20 protein-coding genes are annotated in these 21722 nt (G+C 47.5%); 13 read left to right on the top strand and 7 right to left on the bottom strand.

The features are described 5' to 3' along the window. Window positions 1-91 precede the first annotated feature (91 nt). The gene (locus AADH33_RS05910) at window positions 92-1168 is read left to right on the top strand and encodes an RNA-guided endonuclease InsQ/TnpB family protein (protein WP_348549872.1); all 1077 of its coding nucleotides are present in this window, start codon (window positions 92-94) and stop codon (window positions 1166-1168) included. Window positions 1169-1201: 33 nt separating this feature from the next. Here AADH33_RS05910 and purB read toward each other — a convergent pair whose 3' ends face one another. The 3 genes from purB to mnmA all read right to left on the bottom strand — a co-directional run bounded on the left by purB (window position 1202) and on the right by mnmA (window position 4295). Continuing rightward, window positions 1202-2593 carry an adenylosuccinate lyase gene (gene purB / locus AADH33_RS05915; RefSeq protein WP_348549873.1) on the bottom strand — a complete coding sequence of 464 codons (1392 nt, stop codon included), beginning with the start codon at window positions 2591-2593 and terminating at the stop codon, window positions 1202-1204. A gap of 145 nt (window positions 2594-2738) precedes the next feature. Continuing rightward, a complete protein-coding gene (locus AADH33_RS05920; RefSeq protein ID WP_348549874.1) occupies window positions 2739-2948 on the bottom strand; it encodes a hypothetical protein in 210 nt (69 codons plus the stop codon). Between the two features lie 123 nt (window positions 2949-3071). Further along, the gene (gene mnmA / locus AADH33_RS05925; RefSeq protein ID WP_348549875.1) at window positions 3072-4295 is read right to left on the bottom strand and encodes a tRNA 2-thiouridine(34) synthase MnmA; all 1224 of its coding nucleotides are present in this window, start codon (window positions 4293-4295) and stop codon (window positions 3072-3074) included. A 271-nt stretch (window positions 4296-4566) separates the two neighbouring features. Here mnmA and ispF point away from each other — a divergent pair, with 271 nt between their 5' ends. The 6 genes from ispF to AADH33_RS05955 all read left to right on the top strand — a co-directional run bounded on the left by ispF (window position 4567) and on the right by AADH33_RS05955 (window position 10145). Continuing rightward, on the top strand, window positions 4567-5064 hold the full coding sequence (gene ispF, locus AADH33_RS05930) for a 2-C-methyl-D-erythritol 2,4-cyclodiphosphate synthase (RefSeq protein ID WP_075102412.1): 498 nt from the start codon (window positions 4567-4569) through the stop codon (window positions 5062-5064). 261 nt (window positions 5065-5325) lie between these two features. Further along, a complete protein-coding gene (grxD, locus tag AADH33_RS05935; RefSeq protein ID WP_075102413.1) occupies window positions 5326-5676 on the top strand; it encodes a Grx4 family monothiol glutaredoxin in 351 nt (116 codons plus the stop codon). Between the two features lie 183 nt (window positions 5677-5859). Beyond that, a complete protein-coding gene (locus AADH33_RS05940; RefSeq protein ID WP_075102414.1) occupies window positions 5860-6387 on the top strand; it encodes a hypothetical protein in 528 nt (175 codons plus the stop codon). Window positions 6388-6664: 277 nt separating this feature from the next. Further along, window positions 6665-8560, top strand: a complete 1896-nt coding sequence (mnmG, locus tag AADH33_RS05945) for a tRNA uridine-5-carboxymethylaminomethyl(34) synthesis enzyme MnmG (protein ID WP_075102415.1) — start codon at window positions 6665-6667, stop codon at window positions 8558-8560. A gap of 181 nt (window positions 8561-8741) precedes the next feature. Beyond that, window positions 8742-8951, top strand: coding sequence for a ChaB family protein (locus AADH33_RS05950; RefSeq protein WP_207970258.1), 210 nt, complete (start codon window positions 8742-8744; stop codon window positions 8949-8951). Window positions 8952-9185: 234 nt separating this feature from the next. Continuing rightward, window positions 9186-10145 carry an AEC family transporter gene (locus AADH33_RS05955; RefSeq protein WP_207970259.1) on the top strand — a complete coding sequence of 320 codons (960 nt, stop codon included), beginning with the start codon at window positions 9186-9188 and terminating at the stop codon, window positions 10143-10145. Between the two features lie 121 nt (window positions 10146-10266). Here the strand turns inward: AADH33_RS05955 and AADH33_RS05960 are convergent, their stop codons facing one another. The 3 genes from AADH33_RS05960 to AADH33_RS05970 all read right to left on the bottom strand — a co-directional run bounded on the left by AADH33_RS05960 (window position 10267) and on the right by AADH33_RS05970 (window position 12664). After that, complete coding sequence (locus AADH33_RS05960) at window positions 10267-10413, bottom strand: hypothetical protein (protein WP_348549876.1); 147 nt, start codon at window positions 10411-10413, stop codon at window positions 10267-10269. Between the two features lie 48 nt (window positions 10414-10461). Beyond that, window positions 10462-11463: an LLM class flavin-dependent oxidoreductase gene (locus AADH33_RS05965; protein ID WP_348549877.1), complete on the bottom strand. Its 1002-nt coding sequence runs from the start codon at window positions 11461-11463 to the stop codon at window positions 10462-10464. A 265-nt stretch (window positions 11464-11728) separates the two neighbouring features. Then, complete coding sequence (locus AADH33_RS05970; RefSeq protein ID WP_348549878.1) at window positions 11729-12664, bottom strand: LysR substrate-binding domain-containing protein; 936 nt, start codon at window positions 12662-12664, stop codon at window positions 11729-11731. A gap of 509 nt (window positions 12665-13173) precedes the next feature. On the opposite strand from AADH33_RS05970, the gene AADH33_RS05975 reads away from it, so the two are divergent. From AADH33_RS05975 to AADH33_RS05990, 4 genes are all read left to right on the top strand, one after another. Beyond that, window positions 13174-15087 carry an AmpG family muropeptide MFS transporter gene (locus tag AADH33_RS05975; RefSeq protein WP_348549879.1) on the top strand — a complete coding sequence of 638 codons (1914 nt, stop codon included), beginning with the start codon at window positions 13174-13176 and terminating at the stop codon, window positions 15085-15087. 76 nt (window positions 15088-15163) lie between these two features. Then, the gene (gene prmC, locus AADH33_RS05980) at window positions 15164-16045 is read left to right on the top strand and encodes a peptide chain release factor N(5)-glutamine methyltransferase (RefSeq protein WP_348549880.1); all 882 of its coding nucleotides are present in this window, start codon (window positions 15164-15166) and stop codon (window positions 16043-16045) included. A gap of 47 nt (window positions 16046-16092) precedes the next feature. Beyond that, entirely contained in the window at window positions 16093-16896 is an 804-nt protein-coding gene (locus AADH33_RS05985) for a HesA/MoeB/ThiF family protein (protein ID WP_348549881.1), read from the top strand. Between the two features lie 31 nt (window positions 16897-16927). Then, window positions 16928-18247, top strand: coding sequence for an ABC1 kinase family protein (locus AADH33_RS05990; RefSeq protein ID WP_348549882.1), 1320 nt, complete (start codon window positions 16928-16930; stop codon window positions 18245-18247). A gap of 103 nt (window positions 18248-18350) precedes the next feature. Here AADH33_RS05990 and AADH33_RS05995 read toward each other — a convergent pair whose 3' ends face one another. Next, complete coding sequence (locus tag AADH33_RS05995) at window positions 18351-18839, bottom strand: Lrp/AsnC family transcriptional regulator (protein ID WP_348549883.1); 489 nt, start codon at window positions 18837-18839, stop codon at window positions 18351-18353. A gap of 218 nt (window positions 18840-19057) precedes the next feature. On the opposite strand from AADH33_RS05995, the gene leuA reads away from it, so the two are divergent. Then, window positions 19058-20842, top strand: coding sequence for a 2-isopropylmalate synthase (gene leuA, locus AADH33_RS06000; RefSeq protein ID WP_348549884.1), 1785 nt, complete (start codon window positions 19058-19060; stop codon window positions 20840-20842). Window positions 20843-21056: 214 nt separating this feature from the next. After that, entirely contained in the window at window positions 21057-21680 is a 624-nt protein-coding gene (locus tag AADH33_RS06005; RefSeq protein WP_075102424.1) for a hypothetical protein, read from the top strand. Window positions 21681-21722: the final 42 nt, after the last annotated feature.

The following is a 21722-nucleotide window of genomic DNA, read 5'->3' on the forward strand; positions in this document are numbered from 1 at the left end:
CCTTCTAGGGCGTGGATATCAGGCGTCAGTCGTTGTCGCCCAGTATGGCGAACCCCTTGATACCCAAACCCATTGAGATCATAATTAATCCATGAAAACGCTCAAGCTACGCATCAAAGACAAACATGCCACTCAGCTCAATATCTTGGCTGGGTCGGTTAACTTTGTCTGGAATTACGTCAATGAGCTTAGTTTTAAACATCTTAAGCGTACAGGTCAATTCTTTTCAGCCTATGACTTGGCCGCTTATACCAAAGGCAGTGGCGAGTATTTAAACTTGCACAGCCAAACCCTGCAAGCGATTAGTGAGGTTCACGCTAAATCCCGTAAACAGTTTAAAAAAGCCAAACTCAACTGGCGCACCAACAACCCAAAAGCCAAGAGAAGAAGCTTGGGCTGGATTCCCTTTAAAAAGACCGCCATTAAGCACCTAGCAACTCGTCAATCAGGCAAGACAAGCCTTAAATCTACCATTCAGCTAAGCCTCGCTAAAGGCAAAAAACTTACTATAGATCTATGGGACAGCTATAACCTAGCCCTGTACAGCATCAACACCTGTGAATTGGTACAAGACAATCGCGGCCATTGGTATGCCTGTATCACCGTCAAAGAATTTCCAAAAACCAACTGCGGTGATGGCCAAGTCGGTATTGATTTAGGCTGCAAAGATTCAGCAGTCAGTAGTGAGGGCGATGTTCTAACCACTAAGCTAACCCATCAATATGCTGAAAAACTGGCCATTGCCCAAAGAGCTAAAAACAAAAAGCGGGTTAAGGCGATTCACGCCAAGATTAAAAACACCCGTCAAGATCTGATCCATAAATTCACATCAAAGCTTGTTAAGGCCAACAGCCTAATCATTGTTGGAAAGATTAAATCAAACTCATTCACTTCATCCAAACTGGCCAAATCCGTCTATGATGCTGGTTGGTTTGAAATTAAGCGGCAACTGGACTACAAATGCGCGAACGCAGGTTGCCACTATATTGAAGTCAATGAAGCGTACAGCACCCAAACCTGCTCGTGTTGCGGCTCCCGCCAAGACAGTCCGAAAGGTAGATCAGGTCTTGGTATAAGAGCATGGTTTTGTCGTTCTTGTAAAACGACCCATAACAGAGATGTTAATGGAGCAAAAAACATTCTCGCGGTCGGGCTTGGCCGTCTTTAGTAGGAATCCCCTCACTTTAGGGAGGGGAGGAAGTCAAAGCTTTGCTATCCAGTCTTGAATAGCGCGTGCTTGCTCAGCAGCGTTACCCGTATAAGTAGCTGGCGTCAGCTCGCGCAGGCTTGCTTTGTCGCTATCTGAGACAGCAGCCAACTCATCGCTCTCTACAAAGGTGAGCATGGCTTCGCGAGTCATGGCATTACCGCGAGTCAAGGCTTTGAGCTTCTCGTATGGGTTTTCGACACGGTAACGGCGCATGACCGTTTGGATCGGCTCGGCAAGTACCTCTTGCGCTTGCTCCAAGTCATCATTTAAACGCTGAGGATTGACTTCTAATTTGCCCACGCCTTTTAGGCACGCATCATAAGCAATCATACTTTGCGCCAGGCCGACACCGATATTACGCAGGACGGTAGAATCTGACAAATCACGCTGCATACGCGAGATAGGCAGCTTTTCCCCTAAGTGCGCTAGCATGGCATTGGCCACGCCCAAGTTGCCCTCAGAGTTTTCAAAATCAATGGGGTTGACTTTGTGCGGCATGGTAGATGAACCGACTTCGCCGTCTTTTAGGCGCTGCTTAAAATAGCCTAAGCTAATATATTGCCAAATGTCACGGTTAAAATCGATTAATATAGTATTAAAACGTTTGACTGCATCAAACAATTCAGCGATATAATCATGTGGCTCAATTTGAGTCGTATAAGGATTAAACGTCAGCTCTAAGCTTTGATTGATAAACTGCTCAGCATGACTTTGCCAGTCGACTTCTGGATAGGCTGATAGGTGAGCATTGTAGTTACCGACTGCGCCATTGATTTTACCGAGTAGCTCAACCTGACCGATTTGCTTAATTTGACGAGCTAAGCGATAAGCGACATTGGCCATCTCTTTACCTAGCGTCGTTGGGCTAGCAGTTTGACCGTGCGTGCGTGACAGCATGGGCTGATCAGCGTGAGTAATCGCCAAGTCAACGATGCTATCGGTCACTTGCTGCATTTTAGCAACCACAAGCTCGCGGCTGTCTTTGAGCATAAGCGCATAAGACAAATTGTTAATATCTTCACTGGTACAAGCAAAATGGATAAACTCCAAGCTGTCTTCTAGCTGCTGATTGCCGCGAAACTTATCTTTGATAAAGTACTCAACCGCTTTGACGTCGTGATTAGTCGTCGCCTCAATATCTTTAATCGCCTGCGCGTCACTTTCACTAAAATCATCAACGATACTATTCAAAAAGGCATTGGTATCTGCATCAAACGCTGCCAACTCACCGATGGCGCTGTTGTCCGCCAATGACTGTAACCAGCGAATTTCGACGGTGACGCGCGCTTTGATCAAGCCAAATTCAGACAAATAAGGGCGCAAGCTGTCGGCTTTCGATGCGTAACGACCGTCGATCGGGGAGAGTGCGGTAAGTGGAGTCATAAGGATGCCTCGATAGTTATGAAATGAAAAACTGCAAAAGTTATAGCCAATGAAAATCGCTATATAAGTGAATGGTTAAATTTGATGTGCGTAATATAGCAGAAATACAGACTTAATAAAGCAATCTATTGGTGTCAGCCTCTAATTAGGGCGTCATGGTCGAACCATATTTGGTATTAAAATAAAAGCTACGCTGCGTCTGCGGCGCTAAAGACAAGGGAATTGTCTTGACCGTACCATTGTTGCCGATGGCGACACTATCGGTCGCATAGTCAGCGATATTATATGCAGGGTTGCTCAATCGTGATGTTACCGTCGCACTGTTTTTTCTTGCTTGCTGCAAGATATCCTGCATGACAAAGTTATCGATGCTTTTATTGGCGCGATTGGTTGCGGTAATTTTATAAGCGATACATTATCAGCCATATACTGACGAGAAAAATGACCAGTCCAGAATAGTATAGTTAAAATAAAACGATCAAAGCCCACAAGGCGCATCAATAGACTCAATCACGCCGCCACCCAAACAAACCTCATCGATATAAAACACCGCAGACTGACCCGGCGTCACTGCGCGCTGCGGCTCATCAAAAACAACTTTGACCTCAAGGCCTTGCTCATCGATAGCAAAAACTGTGCAGGCTTGATCGGGTTGACGATAACGCGTTTTTGCCATGCAGCGTAAGCCCTCAGCGCTAAAGCTATCTTTTGGCGCAAGACCATCGACCCAGTCGAGTTTGTACGCTTGTAGCTCATTACTCATCAGCATAGGATGCTCGTGACCTTGACCAACGATTAGCTGGTTTTTCTCTAAATCTTTAGCAAGGACAAACCAAGGTTCCTCAGGACGATCTTTTACACCGCCGATACCGATACCGCCGCGCTGACCTAAGGTGTAGTACATTAGCCCATCATGCTGACCGATGATATGGCCATCGTCAGTGATGATATCGCCTTTTTGGGCAGGCAAGTACTGCTGCAAAAAGTCCTTAAAGCGGCGCTCACCAATGAAGCAAATACCGGTTGAGTCTTTTTTCTTCGCGGTCACTAAATCATGCTTTTCTGCGATGCGGCGTACTTCAGGCTTCTCTAACTCTCCGACTGGGAATAAAGTCTTGGCTATCTTGTCGCCGCCAACTGCATGTAAGAAGTAGCTTTGATCCTTGTTGTTATCAAGGCCGCGCAGTAGCTGGGCAACTTCTGTGCCATCAGCGTTGCTATAGTTGACACTGCGGCGCGTATAGTGACCGGTGGCGATATAATCAGCCCCAAGCGTCAGCGCATAGTCCAAAAACGCTTTAAATTTGATTTCTTTATTGCATAAAATATCAGGGTTGGGCGTGCGTCCGGCTTTGTATTCGGCCAAAAAGTGCTCAAACACACGGTCCCAGTATTCCATCGCAAAGTTTGCGGTGTGCAGCTTGATACCGATTTTGTCACAGACTGCTTGCGCGTCGGCAAGATCGTCCATGGCTGTGCAGTATTCGGTGCCGTCATCTTCTTCCCAGTTTTTCATAAACAGCCCTTCTACCACAAAGCCTGCTTGCTGCAAAAGAACGGCAGATACCGAAGAGTCGACACCGCCTGACATACCGACAATCACATGCTTACTGCTAGGATTGTCGATGTCGGCAAGCGTCAAAGGACGCTGGGCGCTAAAAGCATGAGAGACAGAAGTGGAGGGGTAGGCGGTGGCTGACATAAGACGGCTCAACTATTTATACGTGATTCAATATCAAAGAGGACAGCAAAATACAGACAATCACCAAAACCAATCAGCGTGGCAAATGCAGTCAATGTTGCTGCCGTCTCATCTTTTGAACGGGGTATTATGTTAAAATTAAGCATCGTATTATACCAGTTAATTGAAACTGGTGGCGAGCTATGGCATCTTGTTACTGGCAAAATCACTTTAAAAATTCAGATAGTGGTTTTGAATTATTTTAATCCTCTGTTTTGTATTTGGAATAATAATGATAAAAATTGGTCAAGGTATCGACGTTCATGCATTTCATAATAATGGTCAGCAGCAGCAATATGTCATACTAGCGGGCGTGCCGATCGAGCATACTCACAGTTTGCTGGCGCACTCTGACGGTGATGTGGTGCTACACGCACTTGCTGACGCGCTACTGGGCGCACTAGCGCTCGGTGATATCGGGCAGCACTTCCCTGATACTGATGACGCGCATGCTGGTCTTGATTCAAGAGTGCTGCTACGTTATGTCTATAGCAAAATAGTCGATGCAGGATATAAAGTGGGCAATGCCGATATCACCGTCATGTGCGAGCGACCAAAACTTGCGCCGCATAATCAAGCGATGCGCGCCAACATCGCCAGTGATTTGCAAACCGATATCAGTAATGTCAGCATAAAAGCCACGACCACAGAAAAACTGGGTTTTACCGGTCGTCAAGAGGGCATCATGGCCAGTGCCGTGGTATTATTGCTCGCTGCTGAGCCTCGGTAGCGTGACTGTGATGGGTGATATGATGACGGGTGATACAATGATGAGGGATATAATATTGGCACTTCTTTTATGAGAACTGACAATGTTTAGGCGATGGATCAAACGCTAGCAAGCCATGCTTGTAATATACGGACCGTCGCCCCATGTATCAGCCATAGCCTTTATTTCTTTGTTTATTTATTTGTCTATCCAATGAATGATTGGCAATACCGTTACCCCACATACCTTTTTAATAAACCGCTTTATCAATAGGAGCCTTTTATGAGTGAGCAAACCCCAAACACCGCTGCAAATGATGTCGAACAACTGATTCGTGATCAGATCCGTGACAATAAAGTCCTTATCTATATGAAAGGCACGCCACAATTTCCGCAGTGCGGCTTTTCTGCACGCTCGATCGAAGTCTTGACGCAAATCGGCCGTCCATTTGCCTTTGTGAATATCTTAGAAAACCCAGAGATTCGTGCTACTTTGCCTAAGATTGCCAACTGGCCTACGTTTCCGCAGTTATGGATCAATGGCGAGCTGATGGGCGGCTCAGATATTATTTTAGAGATGTATCAATCAGGTGAGCTTAAGCCATTGGTTGAAGCCAACAGTCCTGCAGCGTAATATCTGTATGAAGATGTGGCCGCTAAGGTCTCTATAACGGCGCAACATCTGTCCAAGACCCGAGTCTGCCTACGCACGGCTCGGGTTTTTTGTGGGCGTGATGCGGCATTTTGCATTGTTTTTAGCGGTTTTGGCCCCATATAGGGCTTAGGATAAATGCCATTTTAATAATAAGAGATACTTATGAATCATCCTGAAAAAAGCACCGCACCGCAAAACGAGCAAGCCGCTATTGAAAAGCGCCGCGAGCATTTAAAAGCTGAGTCGCAGCGTCTAATCGATATGGCGAATAATGAGCCACACTCGGCACTTAAGTGTATCCATCAGCTCAGTGTGGCAGGCGGTGCCACTGAAGCGACTTATATCGCTATTGAGCAGCGTATTGTGGCCGATCAAGATGCAGCAGGTGCTTATCACTTGGCCTTGTTGGCACAAAACACGCCTGATTTGCCCATCGATGCGCGCCAGCTGATTGAGTTGGTCGTCAATAAAGGTGACAATACGCAGCGTTTGGCCTTACTCAAAAATCTGCCGTTACCGCCTGTCGATCATATCAAAGAGACCATCTTGGCCAGCAATGATGGTGAGGCGATTGGACAAATGAACGCGTATTTGCAAATCAACCCAGAAGGCTATGGCAGTCACCATATGCTTGGTAGCAGTCAAAAAGACCGTATCGTGCCACTAAGCCCTGGCAATAGCATAGAATAATGGCATTTAGACGGCTTTATGAGTAAGTAACTGGTAATTATTTGCTTTGGCTTCCTCAGTTATTTGCTATAAATAGTTTTTGTTTGAGCATTTTTTACACATCAAAAAATTGTTATAATAATGGGTCATCTACTCCCTGATCAGCGGCTTATCTGAGCCGCTGTCTCTTTTTATTTTTTCTTCGATTTTAATTCGACTGACGTTTGTGGGCTGGGCGTTTGCTACGTGACAAAAAAGTAGTAAGCGAGGGCCGCGTTATGAGTCAAGTGAGGCATACATGCAATACCCAAAATATTACGACGTGATAGTGATCGGTGGTGGTCATGCTGGCACAGAAGCTGCGCTGGCAGCCGCACGTATGGGCGCGCAGACCTTGCTACTCACCCATAATATTGAGACGCTCGGACAAATGAGCTGTAACCCCGCGATTGGCGGTATTGGTAAGTCGCACCTAGTGCGTGAGATAGATGCGTTAGGTGGTGCGATGGCATTGGCAACCGACAAGGCAGGTATCCAGTTTCGGGTGTTAAATAGCCGTAAGGGTGCTGCTGTACGTGCCACGCGCGCACAAGCGGATCGTATCTTGTACAAAGCCGCCATTCGTCATACGCTTGAGAACCAGCCCAATCTTGATTTATTTCAACAAGCGGCCGATGATATCTTAGTAGAAAATGGCCGCGCGACAGCGGTGGTTACCTCGACAGGTATTGTTTTCAAGACAGAAACAGTCGTTCTGACGTCAGGGACGTTTTTGGGCGGTGTCATTCATATCGGGCTTGAAAACGCAAAAGGTGGCCGCGCAGGAGATCAGCCTTCTATCAAGCTGGCTGACCGCTTGCGTGAGCTCAAACTGCCAGTTGGCCGCCTAAAGACCGGCACGCCTGCGCGTATCGATGCGCGTACGGTGGATTTTAGCGTCATGACGGTACAGCCGGGTGATACACCGCTGCCCGTAATGAGCTATATGGGTGATGTCTCTATGCATCCTGAGCAAGTCAATTGCTATATCACCCATACCAATGCGCGTACCCATGACATCATCCGCGAAAACCTTGATCGCTCGCCGATGTTTTCTGGCAAAATCGAAGGCGTCGGCCCGCGTTATTGCCCGTCTATCGAAGACAAAATCCATCGTTTTGCTGATAAAGACAGTCATCAAATCTTTATCGAGCCTGAAGGCCTGACCACACATGAGTTGTATCCAAATGGTATCTCAACCAGCTTGCCCTTTGATGTGCAGTTAGACTTTATTCATAGTATGAAGGGGCTTGAGAATGCACACATCACCCGTCCAGGGTATGCTATCGAATACGACTACTTTAATCCACAAAGCCTAAAGCCCACGCTTGAGACCAAATCTATCGATCGCTTGTACTTTGCAGGGCAAATCAACGGTACGACGGGTTATGAAGAAGCGGGCGTGCAGGGGCTGCTAGCTGGTACTAACGCGGCACTCGTCACCACCAATAATAGTGAGTTTGAGACGTGGACACCGCGCCGTGACGAGGCGTATCTGGGCGTACTTGTCGACGATCTCATCACCCACGGTACCAAAGAGCCGTATCGTATGTTTACCAGCCGTGCTGAATATCGTTTGCTCCTGCGTGAGGACAACGCCGATCAGCGCTTGACCGAGACGGGCCGCAAGCTCGGTTTGGTTGATGACGCTCGCTGGCAAGCATATCAAGACAAAATGGATGCCATCGCCACCGAATCTGCTCGTCTAAAAGACATGTGGGCCACGCCTGCCAATGCCCTTGGAAAAAAACTTACTGAGCAAACCGGTGAGGTCTTATCCAAAGAAGCCACGGCGTTTGACTTACTAAAACGTCCGCAGATTCACTTTGCGGATATTGCTGCGATGACTGACTCGCAAGTCGATGAGCAAGTGGGTGAGCAGATAGAAATCTCGGTCAAGTACGCCGGCTATATCGACCGTCAATCCGAAGAGATTGAGCAAATGAAGCGTTTGGAGAGTACGGCATTACCGATGGATTTTGATTATAGTGTGGTCTCAGGCTTATCAAATGAGATCGTACAAAAGCTATCGCAAGTACGGCCTGCGACGCTGGGTCAAGCTGGTCGCATCAGCGGTGTGACGCCGGCGGCGGTTCAGCTGCTGGCTATGACGGTCAAAAAACAAAAAAAAGCACAGGCGACGCTTAGCGTTTGATGGTGACACAGATTTGTCATTCAATATAAGACAGCAAGAGGCTCGCCCTAACACCCATAATGATTCGTTATTATGGGTTTTTTGTTGCTAAGAGCTTGGCGGTTTTTGGCGACAGCAAAAATAGCAGGTAAAATACTGTATCGGCAATGAAGCCAATCAATGACAAAAAAGGAGTGCGATTATGCCTTACAATACCTTATCAGAGCTGCCAGTGGCGGTAAAAGACCATCTACCCAAACACGGACAAGAGATATTTCTTGCGGCATTTAATAGTGCAAGCGAGCAGTACGACGACGAGTCACGCTGGTTTGCCACGGCATGGGCGGCGGTCGAAAACGTCTACGAAAAAAACTCGGACGGCAAATGGGTCAAAAAACCAGACCATAAATAACGCTTTTGGCCTGTAGCGAGATGTAGTTACTGACACTCAGAAGCACGTAGCACACAGTATCCTGCCTGCCAGTTTTATGTGGGATTGACTATAGCTGCATGGCGATAGACCAAATGTCAGCCGATTTTATGCTAGATTAGGCCTTTATCTGATTTTCTAGTCACCTTATCACCTGATATAGAGACATGGCGGCAAACGTGCTGCTGTGCGGCTATGGTGTTTTTTGAGTTTTTTATGATAGAAGCCATCATTTTTGCGATTACCATTGTCTTACCTAACTTAGCGCTGATGGGGTTGGGGTTTTTTATGCAAAGGCGCGGTGAGGCCAGTCAGGTTTTTATCGATCAGGCCTCAAGCTTTGTGTTTAATTACTGCTTGCCGTGCTTGCTTTTTTTTAGTGTGGTCGACAGTGAAGTGGACTATGCTAAGCAAATCACGCTGATCGTGGCAGGTATTGTCGTGACCTTTATTTTGTTTGTCGGTGCAGAGCTCTATGCCAAGCGTTTTGTCAGTCGGCCCATCGATCAAGGGGTTTTTGTCCAAGGTGTCTTTCGTAGCAATATGGCAATCATTGGCTTGGCGACTGTGGCAAACGCCTATGGCGAGCGCGGCTTGAGTATCGGCGCTGTTTATATGGGTGTGGTGACTATATTGTTTAATATCCTTGCTGTCATTACGCTCAGCCGTGTGTCGAAAAACATAGACGATACGTGGGTGAGCCGCAGTGTGATGATCAGCAAAAAGCTGTTTACCAATCCACTGATACTTGCTCTACTGGCCGCATTTACCTACAAGGCGCTGATGCTACCACCGCTGACGGGGGTGGTTCATAAGACAGGCGATCTGCTGGCGGCTGTGGCGCTACCACTGGCACTGATATGTGCTGGCGCGAGTATTGATCTAAAATCGATGCTGCATCCATCGGGCTTGTCCATGCAGGCAAGTATCGGCCGTATCGTGATAGCGCCTATCGTTGCTATCGCCGTTGGACTGAGCTTTGGGCTGTCAGGGGTGCATATGGGCGTGCTGTTTTTGATGGTGGCGTCACCAACCGCCGCCGCCAGCTACGTGATGGCAAAAGCCATGGGCGGCAATGATGTACTCGCGGCCAATATTTTGGCCTTTACGACAGTGGTGGGGATGTTTGGTATGGCGATTGGGGCGGCGATGCTGCGTGTATTGGCCTTGATCTGATATAGACGATCTAAATAAGGCGCATGCGCTATATGAGGCGGTCTATACACCGTCTATATCAATGCCATCGTCACGTATTGAAATCAGCAAATGTGAACAATGGCATACTGCATGTGTATGCCTACTCGTCTTTTGCACGCTTATTATCGCGGCGCTGCTTACGTTTGGGGCTAGTGCGATACGTCAGATAACCGCCAACGACCAGCACGGCAATAAACGCTGCAATGTACAAAAATATCGATGAACCAATAAAAGCATAGGGTTCCATAAGTATGATCTCATAGTGGTTTATCAATAATTATGCAAGCGCCCTATCTTATTGTAAAGTAAACAAATTTAGCTCAGGTGTAAGTTCAAGTGAACGTAAACGCGCTGCTTGATCATAGACGTTGGCCGTGACGATTAGCTCATCTGGCTCATATTGTGCCAAAAACTGCGCAAGCTTTGGTTTGACTGTTTCAACCGAGCCAATAAACGATACTGACAGCGCATTATCCACCATCATTTTTTCAGCCGCACTCCAGATGCTATCCATATCATGAGTGGGTTTGGGCATTTGTCCCGTTTCGCCTCGGCGCAAACGTACAAAGCTCTGCTGCGCTGAGGTAAAATGGTACTGTGCGGTGGCATCATCATCAGCGAGTAGCAGGTTGGCAGCCAGCATCACATACGGCTTTTGTAAATATGCTGAAGGTGTAAACTGCTCGCGGTAGGTATTAATCGCCTGCGCTAGCATCTGCGGGGCAAAATGCGAGGCAAACACATACGGCAAGCCTAAGTGCGCCGCTAATGTCGCGCCAAACAGCGATGAGCCTAAGATCCAAATGGGCACATTAGACTTGGCCCCAGGGAACGCCTGTACAGGACTGTTGTCCGTATCGTTGCCCAAAAAATACTGCAGCTCTTGTACATCCTGCGGAAAGCGCTCAGCATCTTTCATCTGCCGGCGCAGCGCCTGAAATGTCGCGCCATCAGTACCAGGGGCGCGGCCCAAGCCGAGATCAATTCGATCGCCATAAAGCGCTTGTAAGGTGCCAAACTGTTCGGCGATGACCAGCGGGGCGTGGTTGGGCAGCATCACACCGCCTGCACCGATACGGATACGACTGGTCTGGCTACCGATATGCGACAGCAGTACCGAGGTGGCAGCACTGGCGATACCTGGCATGTTGTGATGCTCTGCCATCCAGTAGCGGTTGAGACCGACTTTTTCTGCTTGCTGAGCGGTTGCCACGGTTTGGGCGATACCGTCAGCGATGGTTTTACCTTCGGGTACGGGGGCGAGATCCAAAAACGATAAAGGGATAGTATTACTCATAAGTCACCTAATATTTGTGACCGCCTTTAAGCGGTATGATTATATTTGTAGTTGACTGTATTAGGGCGCATCTGCAATTTAAAAGTAGCAATAACAAATCTTAAAATTTTTTTAATATGCTTGTTGAGCTGATAAAAATACAGAGCACCGCTATATATCAATAGCGGTGCTCTGTATGGAGGGGCGGTGCCCTGTATAAAGGTTTTTTTGTCTTGTTATATCTCGGCTAGGGGACTAGAGAGTATAGGCGCTCTGTCAGCAGCTGCTATAGCGATTGACTAAACTGCTGTTGACAAAGTGTCATAAAGGCGCGGCCATATTGGCGAATCTCAGCATCATCGCGTACAGCCATCCAACTGGTAAATCGTCCAAAATGATCGACGGGGATGGCGGTTAGGTTTTGATAGTGACTGGGCTCAAACGCCATCTCGGCGATGATCCCAATGCCCAGCCCTAGACCCACGTAAGTGCTAATCACGTCGGCATCGAGCGCGGCCAAAACGATATCAGGCTCAAGACCAGCATTGTTAAAGGTCTTGTCGATAGCGCCGCGACCGGTAAAGCCGCCATGGTAAGTCACAATCGGATAGCTGGCCAGCGTCGGCAGATCAATGGACTCTAAGCCTGCAAGCTCATGATCGCTTGGTACGATGACGCGGTGTGTCCAGTCATAATAACGATAACAGCGTAGGTAGTTATTATGGAGCAATGACTCCGTTGCAATACCAATATCGGCCTGCCCACGAATGACCATCTGCGCGATGGTCTCAGGATCCGCTTGCTGCAAGATCAAGTTGACTTTTGGAAATCGCTCTTTGAAATCTTTGACCACTTTTGGCAGTACGTATCTGGCCTGCGTGTGCGTGGTGGCAATTGTCAAAGTACCGATATTTGGATTATTAAAATCCAGACTTAGGTTTTCGATGGTGCGGATTTCAGCAAAGATAGACTCAATATGCGGCATCAGCGCCGTACCCATTGCCGTCAGCCCAGTCAGACGTTTGCCTTGACGGATAAACACTTCGGTCTTGAGCTGGTTTTCGAGCGCGGCAATATGTTTGGATAAGCTCGATTGACTGGTGTGTAGTACGGTTGCAGCCTGGCTTAAGTTATAGCCATTAATCACCGTGTGCCACACCGTCTCCAACTGTTTGAGCTGAATTTGTAGATGTCGCTGATTGACCACTACGTCGATTGCCATAACTAAATCCTATTATATAAATACACAGACCCTGCCTGTATATAAAATGCTTGTATATAAAAATGAAAACGTACGAATACGGCCTAGTGTAAAACAAAGTTATTATTCTTGTATATAATAAATAGCTATCAAATTATGATAATTATGAATATAGGCTGTAAACATAGGTTGTGAATATAGAAAGTTTCGTCACATTCAGCTTTATTAGCTGTCATACCGTATTTGCAATAAAGAACTGTTTAAAGAAGCAAGATACAGCGTTGAATAAGAAATATGATTAACAATAAAGTAAGGTAGAAGCGGTAAAGGGATACAGTGATTGATAAAGGGACAACATAAAGCCTCAATATTAGATTTACTTGCCAGCCCATACAAAAATATCTAGTCAAGGTCAGCGTTCTCAAGTACCATAATTCAATTTTGTTATTATGACTATCGTCATACAAGCCCAATGCGCGTGTGGTGCTGTATGATGGTGTGTTATCTGTCCTAAGTGCTGGTGAGTTATTATGTCTGCTGTCAAATCTGTGCCACCCAATCAACCGAGTGCAAAAAAATCATGGGGCGAGGCCGCCAAGGCTTATTTGGACTCGCGTGTCATTGTGATGCTGTTTTTGGGGTTTTCAGCCGGTATTCCTATCTTGCTGATATTTTCTAGTCTGTCGTTATGGCTAAGAGAAGCGGGTATAGATCGCAGTGTGGTGACGATGTTTAGCTGGGCGGCACTTGGTTACTCGTTTAAGTTTATTTGGGCGCCTTTGATTGATGCGCTGCCGGTGCCTTTTTTGACCAAGTGGCTGGGACGGCGTCGCAGCTGGATGGTGGTGTCGCAGCTGCTTATCGTATTGGCGATCTTTTTGATGGCGACCGTCAATCCTGTCAGTGAAGATGTGCTGATTTATATGGCAGGTGCGGCGGTATTGCTGGGTTTTTCGTCAGCCACCCAAGATATCGTCATTGATGCCTATCGTATTGAGCTGGCACCGCCGTCTATGCAGTCGATTTTGTCTTCTATTTATGTGTCAGGCTACCGTATCGGTATGATTGTCGCTGGGGCAGGTGCGCTGTACTTGGCGGACTATTTTGGCTCGACGGAGGCTTTTTATAGTTATGAAGCATGGCGCAATACCTATTATATTATGGCAGGGGTCATGACGTTGGGTATCTTGACGACGTTTGCCAGCTATGAGCCGACCGCTGAGATATTGCAAAGCAACAAACAACATCGCAATTTAAAGGTTTTTTTGATTTATTCAGCGTTGCTGCTCATACCAGGGCTGTTGTTTGGTGTGGTTTATTTACTCAATATGCTGATTAACTTGGCGCTCGATACTCCTGTGGCATTGATACCGCAGGTCGCTCTGCCCAGTATCAAGTTTTACTTTTTGGCATTGGTTGCTTGTGCGCCCCTGCTGCTGCTGTACTTTATTATCAATCAGCCAAAAATCATCAATAAAGCACCGCTGGTGGCCGAGACGCGTGAAGACTATGTCAGACTTGTATTATTGTTTGTCTTTGCTGTCATGGCATTTATCGCCGCCTATGTATTGACAGGGCAGCTCTTGCCGGCGTTTGACGGGGTGTTTGTCAGCTTTGTTAGTGAGACGCTGCATTTATTGATGAGCTTGGCAGTCGCTTTAGTAGCAGGCTTTGCGCTGGTGCAGGCGGGGCTAGTCAACAAACAAATTGCCATGGCGACATGGATTGAGCCGATTGTTGATTTTTTTAGACGCTATGGTATGAAAGCGCTTTTGCTACTGGCGCTGATCGGCTTATATCGTATCTCTGATATCGTCGCTGGGGTCATATCCAATGTGTTTTACCAAGACATGGGCTTTAGCAAAACCGACATCGCCAATGCGGTAAAACTGGTTGGGGTGATTATGGCCATCGCTGGTGGCTTTTTGGGTGGACTGTTAGCGCAGCGATTTCGTATCATGCATGCCATGATGATTGGTGCCATCTTGGCATGTGCGACCAATTTATTGTTTGTGGTTTTGACTTATAATCCAGGCAGCCTGCCTATCATGTATATGGCGGTGATATTTGATAATTTGGCGGCAGGGCTGGCCAGTGCTGTGTTTATCGCTTTTTTGTCTGCTTTGACGTCCATACGTTTTACGGCTGTGCAGTATGCGATTTTTTCCTCATTGATGACCTTGATTCCTAAGGTGATGGGCGGCTATTCTGGCTCTATCGTCGATAGCATGGGTTATCCGTTTTTCTTTATTTTTACCTTTGCCATTGGTATTCCAATTTTGGCGCTGATTTATTTTGTCGATAAACACATCGTCATCGGTGATAATGATGATATTTATGATAATGATAATGACGATGATGATAATGGTGCGGGCGTGCCTTCATTGACCAAGGCAAACCCTAACTTGGCTGACACCAAAGCGCCGCCTCGTGCATCAGAGTAGTGGTCATTTATATCGTTAGGGCTCTGTAGTTAATGTCGGCGTTTGAGAATATATATGAAAAATATAAGCGGTAGTCATGTCTAGTATTAAACATCTAAAACAGTACATTCGCCAGCTATCGGATGAGGCTGACAATAGCCGTTTGCCTTCGTTTTGGTTTACGGATTGGCTGCTGGCGGTCATTGATAAACCGTCCTTATTTTTGATCACTGACGAAGAGTATCAGCTGACAGAAAGTGAGCTTGCGCAGTTTTATGCAGGTATCGAAAAACTGCAGGCCGGTATCCCATTGGCATATCTGACTGGTCAACAAGCGTTTTGGTCGCTTAGCTTTACTGTCAATGAGCATACCCTCATTCCTCGGCCCGACACCGAGGTATTGGTCGAGCAAGTACTACAATGGATACAATCGCAGCCGATAAATGACGAGCATCCTACACCCAAACGTCTTTTGGATTTAGGCACTGGCTCAGGCTGTATCGCGATCAGTTTGGCGCATGAGTTAAAGCATCACTTGCGGTATGATCATTGGCATACCGTTGCGCTCGATGTCTCGCCTGAAGCGCTAGAGGTTGCTAAGTATAATGCGCTGATCAATGAAGTGGGGGATATTGATTTTATCCAGAGCAGTTGGTATGAGTCGCTGCCGACCGACATGATGTTTGATGTGATTGTCTCAAACCCGCCTTATATCGATGAGGAAGATGCGCACTTGGCACATTTGAGAGCCGAGCCAATGAGCGCTCTTAGTGCGTCCAATCATGGTCTGGCTGATATCGAGCATATCACGCAGCTGGCACCTAAATATCTGCGTGTAGGCGGGATACTGGCGCTAGAGCACGGATTTGATCAAGGTGAGGCGGTGCGTCAGATACTCTCGTCCCATGGCTTTGGCGCGGTACAGACGGTGCAAGACTATGGCGGAAACGATCGGGTGACGCTGGGGCATCTGGCATAAAGGGCTTTTTAGATATTTTTTCTAACAAATCGTGGTGAAAGAGTGTGATGAAAGATATGACGCAGGCGACAGAGGTACAGCCGCTATCAGATAGCGAGCTGATGCGTTATGCGCGGCAGATACTGCTAGAGGGCTGGGATGTCGATGCTCAGTTACGTTTAAAATCAGCGCGCGTCGTTATGATAGGAGCCGGTGGCCTTGGGTGTCCGGCTTCTGAGACGCTGGTACGGGCGGGGCTTGGACAAATCCATTTGATCGATGATGATGTGATTGAGGCCAGCAATCTGCAGCGGCAGACGCTGTTTTTGCCTAGTGACATCGGCAAAGCCAAAGCCCTGACAGCCGCGCAGATGTTAGAAAAAATCAATCCGTTGATAATGGCGCGTGGGTCAGTGGCAAGGCTGAGCGAAGACAATGCCTATGAGCTACTGGGCATGGCATCTGGCAAGCCTGATTTATTATTGGACTGTACAGACAATTTTGCTACCCGCGATATGATCAATCGCATCAGTGTGCGCTATCAGCTTCCGCTATTGTCTGCCTCAGCGATCGCCATGCAAGGGCAGCTGGCCTTGTATGAGCCGCATCGGCAGACGGGCTGCTATCATTGTGTCTTTGGCTCGGTGCTCATCGATGCAGAGGCAGATGAGCGAAACTGTGCCAACTCGGGTGTGCTGGCAAGTACGACCGCGATTATGGGCAACCTACAAGCCAATGCGGCGCTGCAATATCTAGGATTAACCAAAAATCCACTGACAAATAAGCTACTGATATGGGATGGTAGCCAGATGCAGCAGCGGCTGATGGGCTATCGTCCAGACCCAGCGTGCCCTGTCTGCGCCCATGCCTAAACTCAATCGATCGTGGTATAAGTTATTTTTTATGAAAATTCATCGTCCGCATTTATTAAAACACACCTTCAATGTCGTCAATCGGGTTCGTCAAACTGCAAGTGTGGCAGGCCTCTCGGCGCTCAGAGTCGCCAAAGGTGAAAAGCCAGACGCGCGGCTATTAAAAGAAACCTTTGAGCAGCTTGGCACCACTTATATCAAGATAGGCCAGTTTATCGCCAGCACGCCATCGTTGTTTCCGCGTGAGTATGTCAAAGCGTTTCAGAGCTGCTTGGATCAAACCACGCCATTGTCGTACACCTATATCGAGCAGATATTAAATGAAGAGCTGGCAACGGATGGCATGACGCTTGAGGATAAGTTTGCGCATATCGACCCGACACCGCTGGCGTCGGCATCTATCGCCCAAGTGCATGCTGCGCGCCTACATAATGGTGATGAGGTGGTGCTCAAGGTACAAAAACCTGGTGTCGAGACCATCATGCAGACGGATTTGGGCGTATTGTATGGGGTTACCAAACTGCTTGAGCTGCTGATGCCATCGATGAAATTTGCCAGTATCGCACCGATCATCGATGAGATTCGGTTGCGTATGCTGGCCGAGACGGATTTTATCGCTGAAGCGCAAAACATTCGAGATTTTCAGCAGTTTTTAGCGGTATCTGGCAATACTCGCGTGGTCGCGCCCAAAGTATATGAGGCGCTGACCACCAAGCGCGTGTTGACCATGAGCCGATTGTATGGGGTATCAATGGTCGATGAAGTGCTGATGCGTCAGTACTGTGCCGACCCTGCGCAGGTGATGGCGGATACCTTAAACACCTGGTTTGCCAGTTTGATGCTGTGTAATAGTTTTCATGCAGATTTGCATGCGGGTAATTTGATGCTGCTGACCGATGGACGCATTGGCTTTTTAGACTTTGGAATCGTGGGTAGGCTCAAAGCTGAGAGCTGGCGCGCTTGTATGGGAATGATGCAGGCCATGCAAGACAGTGACTATCAAGCGATGGCACGTCATATGGTCGATATGGAAATGACGCACGAGAGCCATCAGGTGGATGTCGCCGCACTGGGCGATGACTTGCAGCGCATGATGCAGACCATCATGGCAGAGGACAAAGCCTTTACCAGCGGTGTGCCATTTAATAGTAAAGAGCAAGCCGACGAGCTCAACCAGATGATGCTAGAAATCGTGGAAGTTGGCAAACGTCATGGTATTCATTTCCCGCGGGACTTTGCCTTATTGACCAAGCAGATGCTGTATTTTGATCGTTTTATGCGTACGCTTGCGCCCGATATGGACATGTTTAGCGATCAGCGGGTACAGATGCTGGGGCAGACGGTGAGCTAAAATCACAAATGATTGTAGCTGTTGTATCTATTGCACCTATTATACCTAGGGCGTGTCCTTGGTTAGATTTAAGTTGCCAGCGCGGCACGCCCTAATATAACCGTCAAACCACATTGCGGCTAAACACTTCTCGCAGCTCAAAGCTTGTATGTACTTGGGCGACGCCCTCGATACGATTGAGGCGATGCAATAAAAACTCTTCATAATGCGCCATATCGCGTACCCGCACCTTAATCAGATAGTCCTCTGTACGACCGGTGACGATACTACAGCTCACCACTTCATCAAAGCTTTGAATTTTTGACTCAAATATCTCAAAACGCTCGGCAGTATGACGATCCATGCTGATGGCGATAAAGACGGCAAGCGGGTAGCCGAGCTTTTGCGCGTCTGTCTGTATGTGGTAGCCGGTGATGATACCGGTGTCTTCTAAGCGCTTGATGCGGCGCGCGCATGGCGTCGCCGAGAGATTGACCTGCTCTGCCAGCTCCGTGATACTCATGCGCGCTTGCGTCTGCAGCAAGCGTAATAGCGCTCTGTCGGTCTCGTCAATCTCTACAGAAAACCCTTTATCAATATGGCTGTTTGACATAAATATCCATCTTATTAGTGAAATATACTAATTATAGTGATAAATGCGGAGTTTTTCACCAAAATAGCCTCAAATAAGACAGAAGAAAGCTGATTTTCGGCTGACAAACTTTGATATTATGATGGCATAAAGAGTGGTTATCTCGTATGATAAACATAAATCCAATCATCAACCATCCTGTAAAACCCATAACCCTTGATATCATCTAAGGATTGATTATGTCTGACCAAGCCACACGCAAGGCGGCAAGCACAGCTGCCAAGATTACCCCAAAAAATGCTGCTTTTGATTATAAAAAGTATCGTCCATTTGCGTTTGCTCCTTCGCTGCCAGATCGCACATGGCCGAGTAAAACAATCGACAAAGCACCAATCTGGGCAAGCGTGGATCTGCGTGATGGTAACCAAGCACTGATTGATCCGATGACCATCGAGCAAAAAATGCGCTTTTTTAAGACTTTGGTTGCCGTCGGTTTTAAAGAGATCGAAATCGGCTTTCCATCGGCCGCGCAGGTTGAGTTTGATTTTGCCCGCAAACTTATCGAAGAAAACCATGTGCCTGATGATGTCACCTTACAAGTATTGGTACAGGCGCGTGAGCATTTGATCGCTCGTACCTTTGAGTCGTTGAAGGGCGCTAAGCGGGCGATTGTCCACGTCTATAATTCAACGAGCCGTGTCCAACGCGAAAAAGTCTATGGTAAAGACAAAGCCGAGATCAAAGAGATAGCAATCGCTGGGGCCAATCTATTGGTAGATTATGCGGCCAAATATCCTGAAACCGAATGGGTCTTTCAGTATTCTCCTGAGAGCTTTAGCCAGACAGAGACTGAATATGCAGTAGAAGTCTGCGATGCTGTCTGTGAGGTATGGCAACCCCAAAATGGGCAGGAAGTGATTTTAAACTTACCCGCCACGGTTGAGGCCTCTATGCCCAATGTCTTTGCCGATCAGGTTGAGTATTTTTGCCGTCATCTCACCCACAGAGAGCATGTGACGGTCAGTTTGCATACGCACAATGATCGCGGCTGCGCGGTGGCAGCCGCAGAGCTTGGCGTCTTGGCGGGTGCCGATCGTATCGAGGGCACGTTGCTCGGAAATGGCGAGCGCACAGGCAACATGGATGTCATGGTCATGGCTATGAACTTATTTAGCCAAGGTGTCGATCCTGAGCTTGATTTTAGCAACATGAGCGAAATCGTACAGGTGGTGAGCGAGTGCAATAACTTGCCACTGCATCCGCGTCATCCGTATGTCGGTGAGCTGGTGTTTACCGCCTTTAGTGGCTCGCACCAAGACGCCATCAAAAAATCGCTCGATTATAATGAAAGACATCAAGACGAGACGGACGATATCTGGGATGTGGCCTATCTGCCAATTGATCCTGCGCACATTGGTCGTAGCTACCAAGATGTCGTCCGTATCAATAGCCAATCGGGCAAAGGCGGCGTCGCTTATATCTTGCAGCGTAACTACGGCTTTAACTTGCCGCGCTGGATGCAGATCGACTTTAGTGGTGTGGTACAAAGACAAGCCGAACGCGTGGCGCGCGAATTGCAAAATGACGAAATCTTGCAAACCTTTGAAGACACCTATCTGCAGCAAGGCAGTTTTGAGCTATTAGACTATAGTGTCAATAATAAAGGCGGCGAGGTCTACTTTAATGGTCAAGTGCAGATGAATGGCGATATCATCGACATCGATGGTACTGGTAATGGGCCGTTGTCGTCCTTTATCAATGGTTTGGCCCAACATACAGGGAAGTCATTGCACATCATCAATTATGCTGAGCATGCAATCAACCCGCAGCATAATAGTGGTCACGGCATCGATGATGATACCAATCGAGACAACAAAACCAACGCCAATGCCGCCGCTTACATTCAGTTAAATGTCGATGGTGAGGTGTACTCTGGTATCGGTACGTGCAGCAGTACGGTATCGGCGATGCTAAAAGGCGCGCTATCGGCCTTTGCTCAGGCAGTCGGTGCGGTCGCCGCCTAAATCTGACAGCAGGTGATACAGCCCTACTATTGGATATTATAACGTCATAGCGTTTTGCATCATGCAAGCGGCGCTATGGCGTTGTTTTGTGTGAGACACAGACAGCACTGGTGGCGTTACGACTAATAGCATAAAGTTACTTGTGTTTTTGGTGTCTAAGACTTACGCTAATGTATATAGCACCTACTATAAAACAATAAATCAAAGGTTAATTATGGAACCTATATCATTTGCTTCATTTACTTTGGCCTCTATTTTGGCCTCATTGCCTGCTAATGGTGAAGTTGTGACCAAACCGACCATCACGACCCATATCAGTCCTGCTATCGCGGGGCAGTGGGAGATAGATTTGGACAGTAGTATCACGATGACCAAAGACGCGCAGGCGCGGCAAGCGGCCCGAAAAGAGAGACTGGCGTCAGCGAATAGCGAGCCGAAGATTAAGGAGGGTGCCGCAGCAGGCGGGATACTCACACAAAGCGAGGAGCGTATCCTACAGACTGAGCCAAATACCGATCAAAACTTACTCGCTTCAACTGCTAAGTCCAATCAATGCCGTGAGTTGTATAACTTTGGTGCGGATAATGAGATGTGGGCGGTAAGTGGTAAGGAATGGACGTACGGACGTTACTTGGTGACACACCGCGAGGAAGGGCTGCCTATTATCGCCCTCAAGACCGTTTATGATAATAACGAAGTAGACTGCTCAGGCAATCAAATTGATCAGACCGATGAGGCACTCATTGCGTTTTTGTACCATGATGGCAACCAAATGCAGTGGTGCGCAGATCCTGAGGGTAACGAATGCTTTATGAATTTTCATAGAATCCTGCCATAAGCTCTCATAAAGGCTGACATGGTTAAATCCCTAAAAATTGAT

This window comes from Psychrobacter sp. KFRI-CH2-11, assembly GCF_038239325.1.
Lineage (GTDB): Bacteria > Pseudomonadota > Gammaproteobacteria > Pseudomonadales > Moraxellaceae > Psychrobacter > Psychrobacter celer.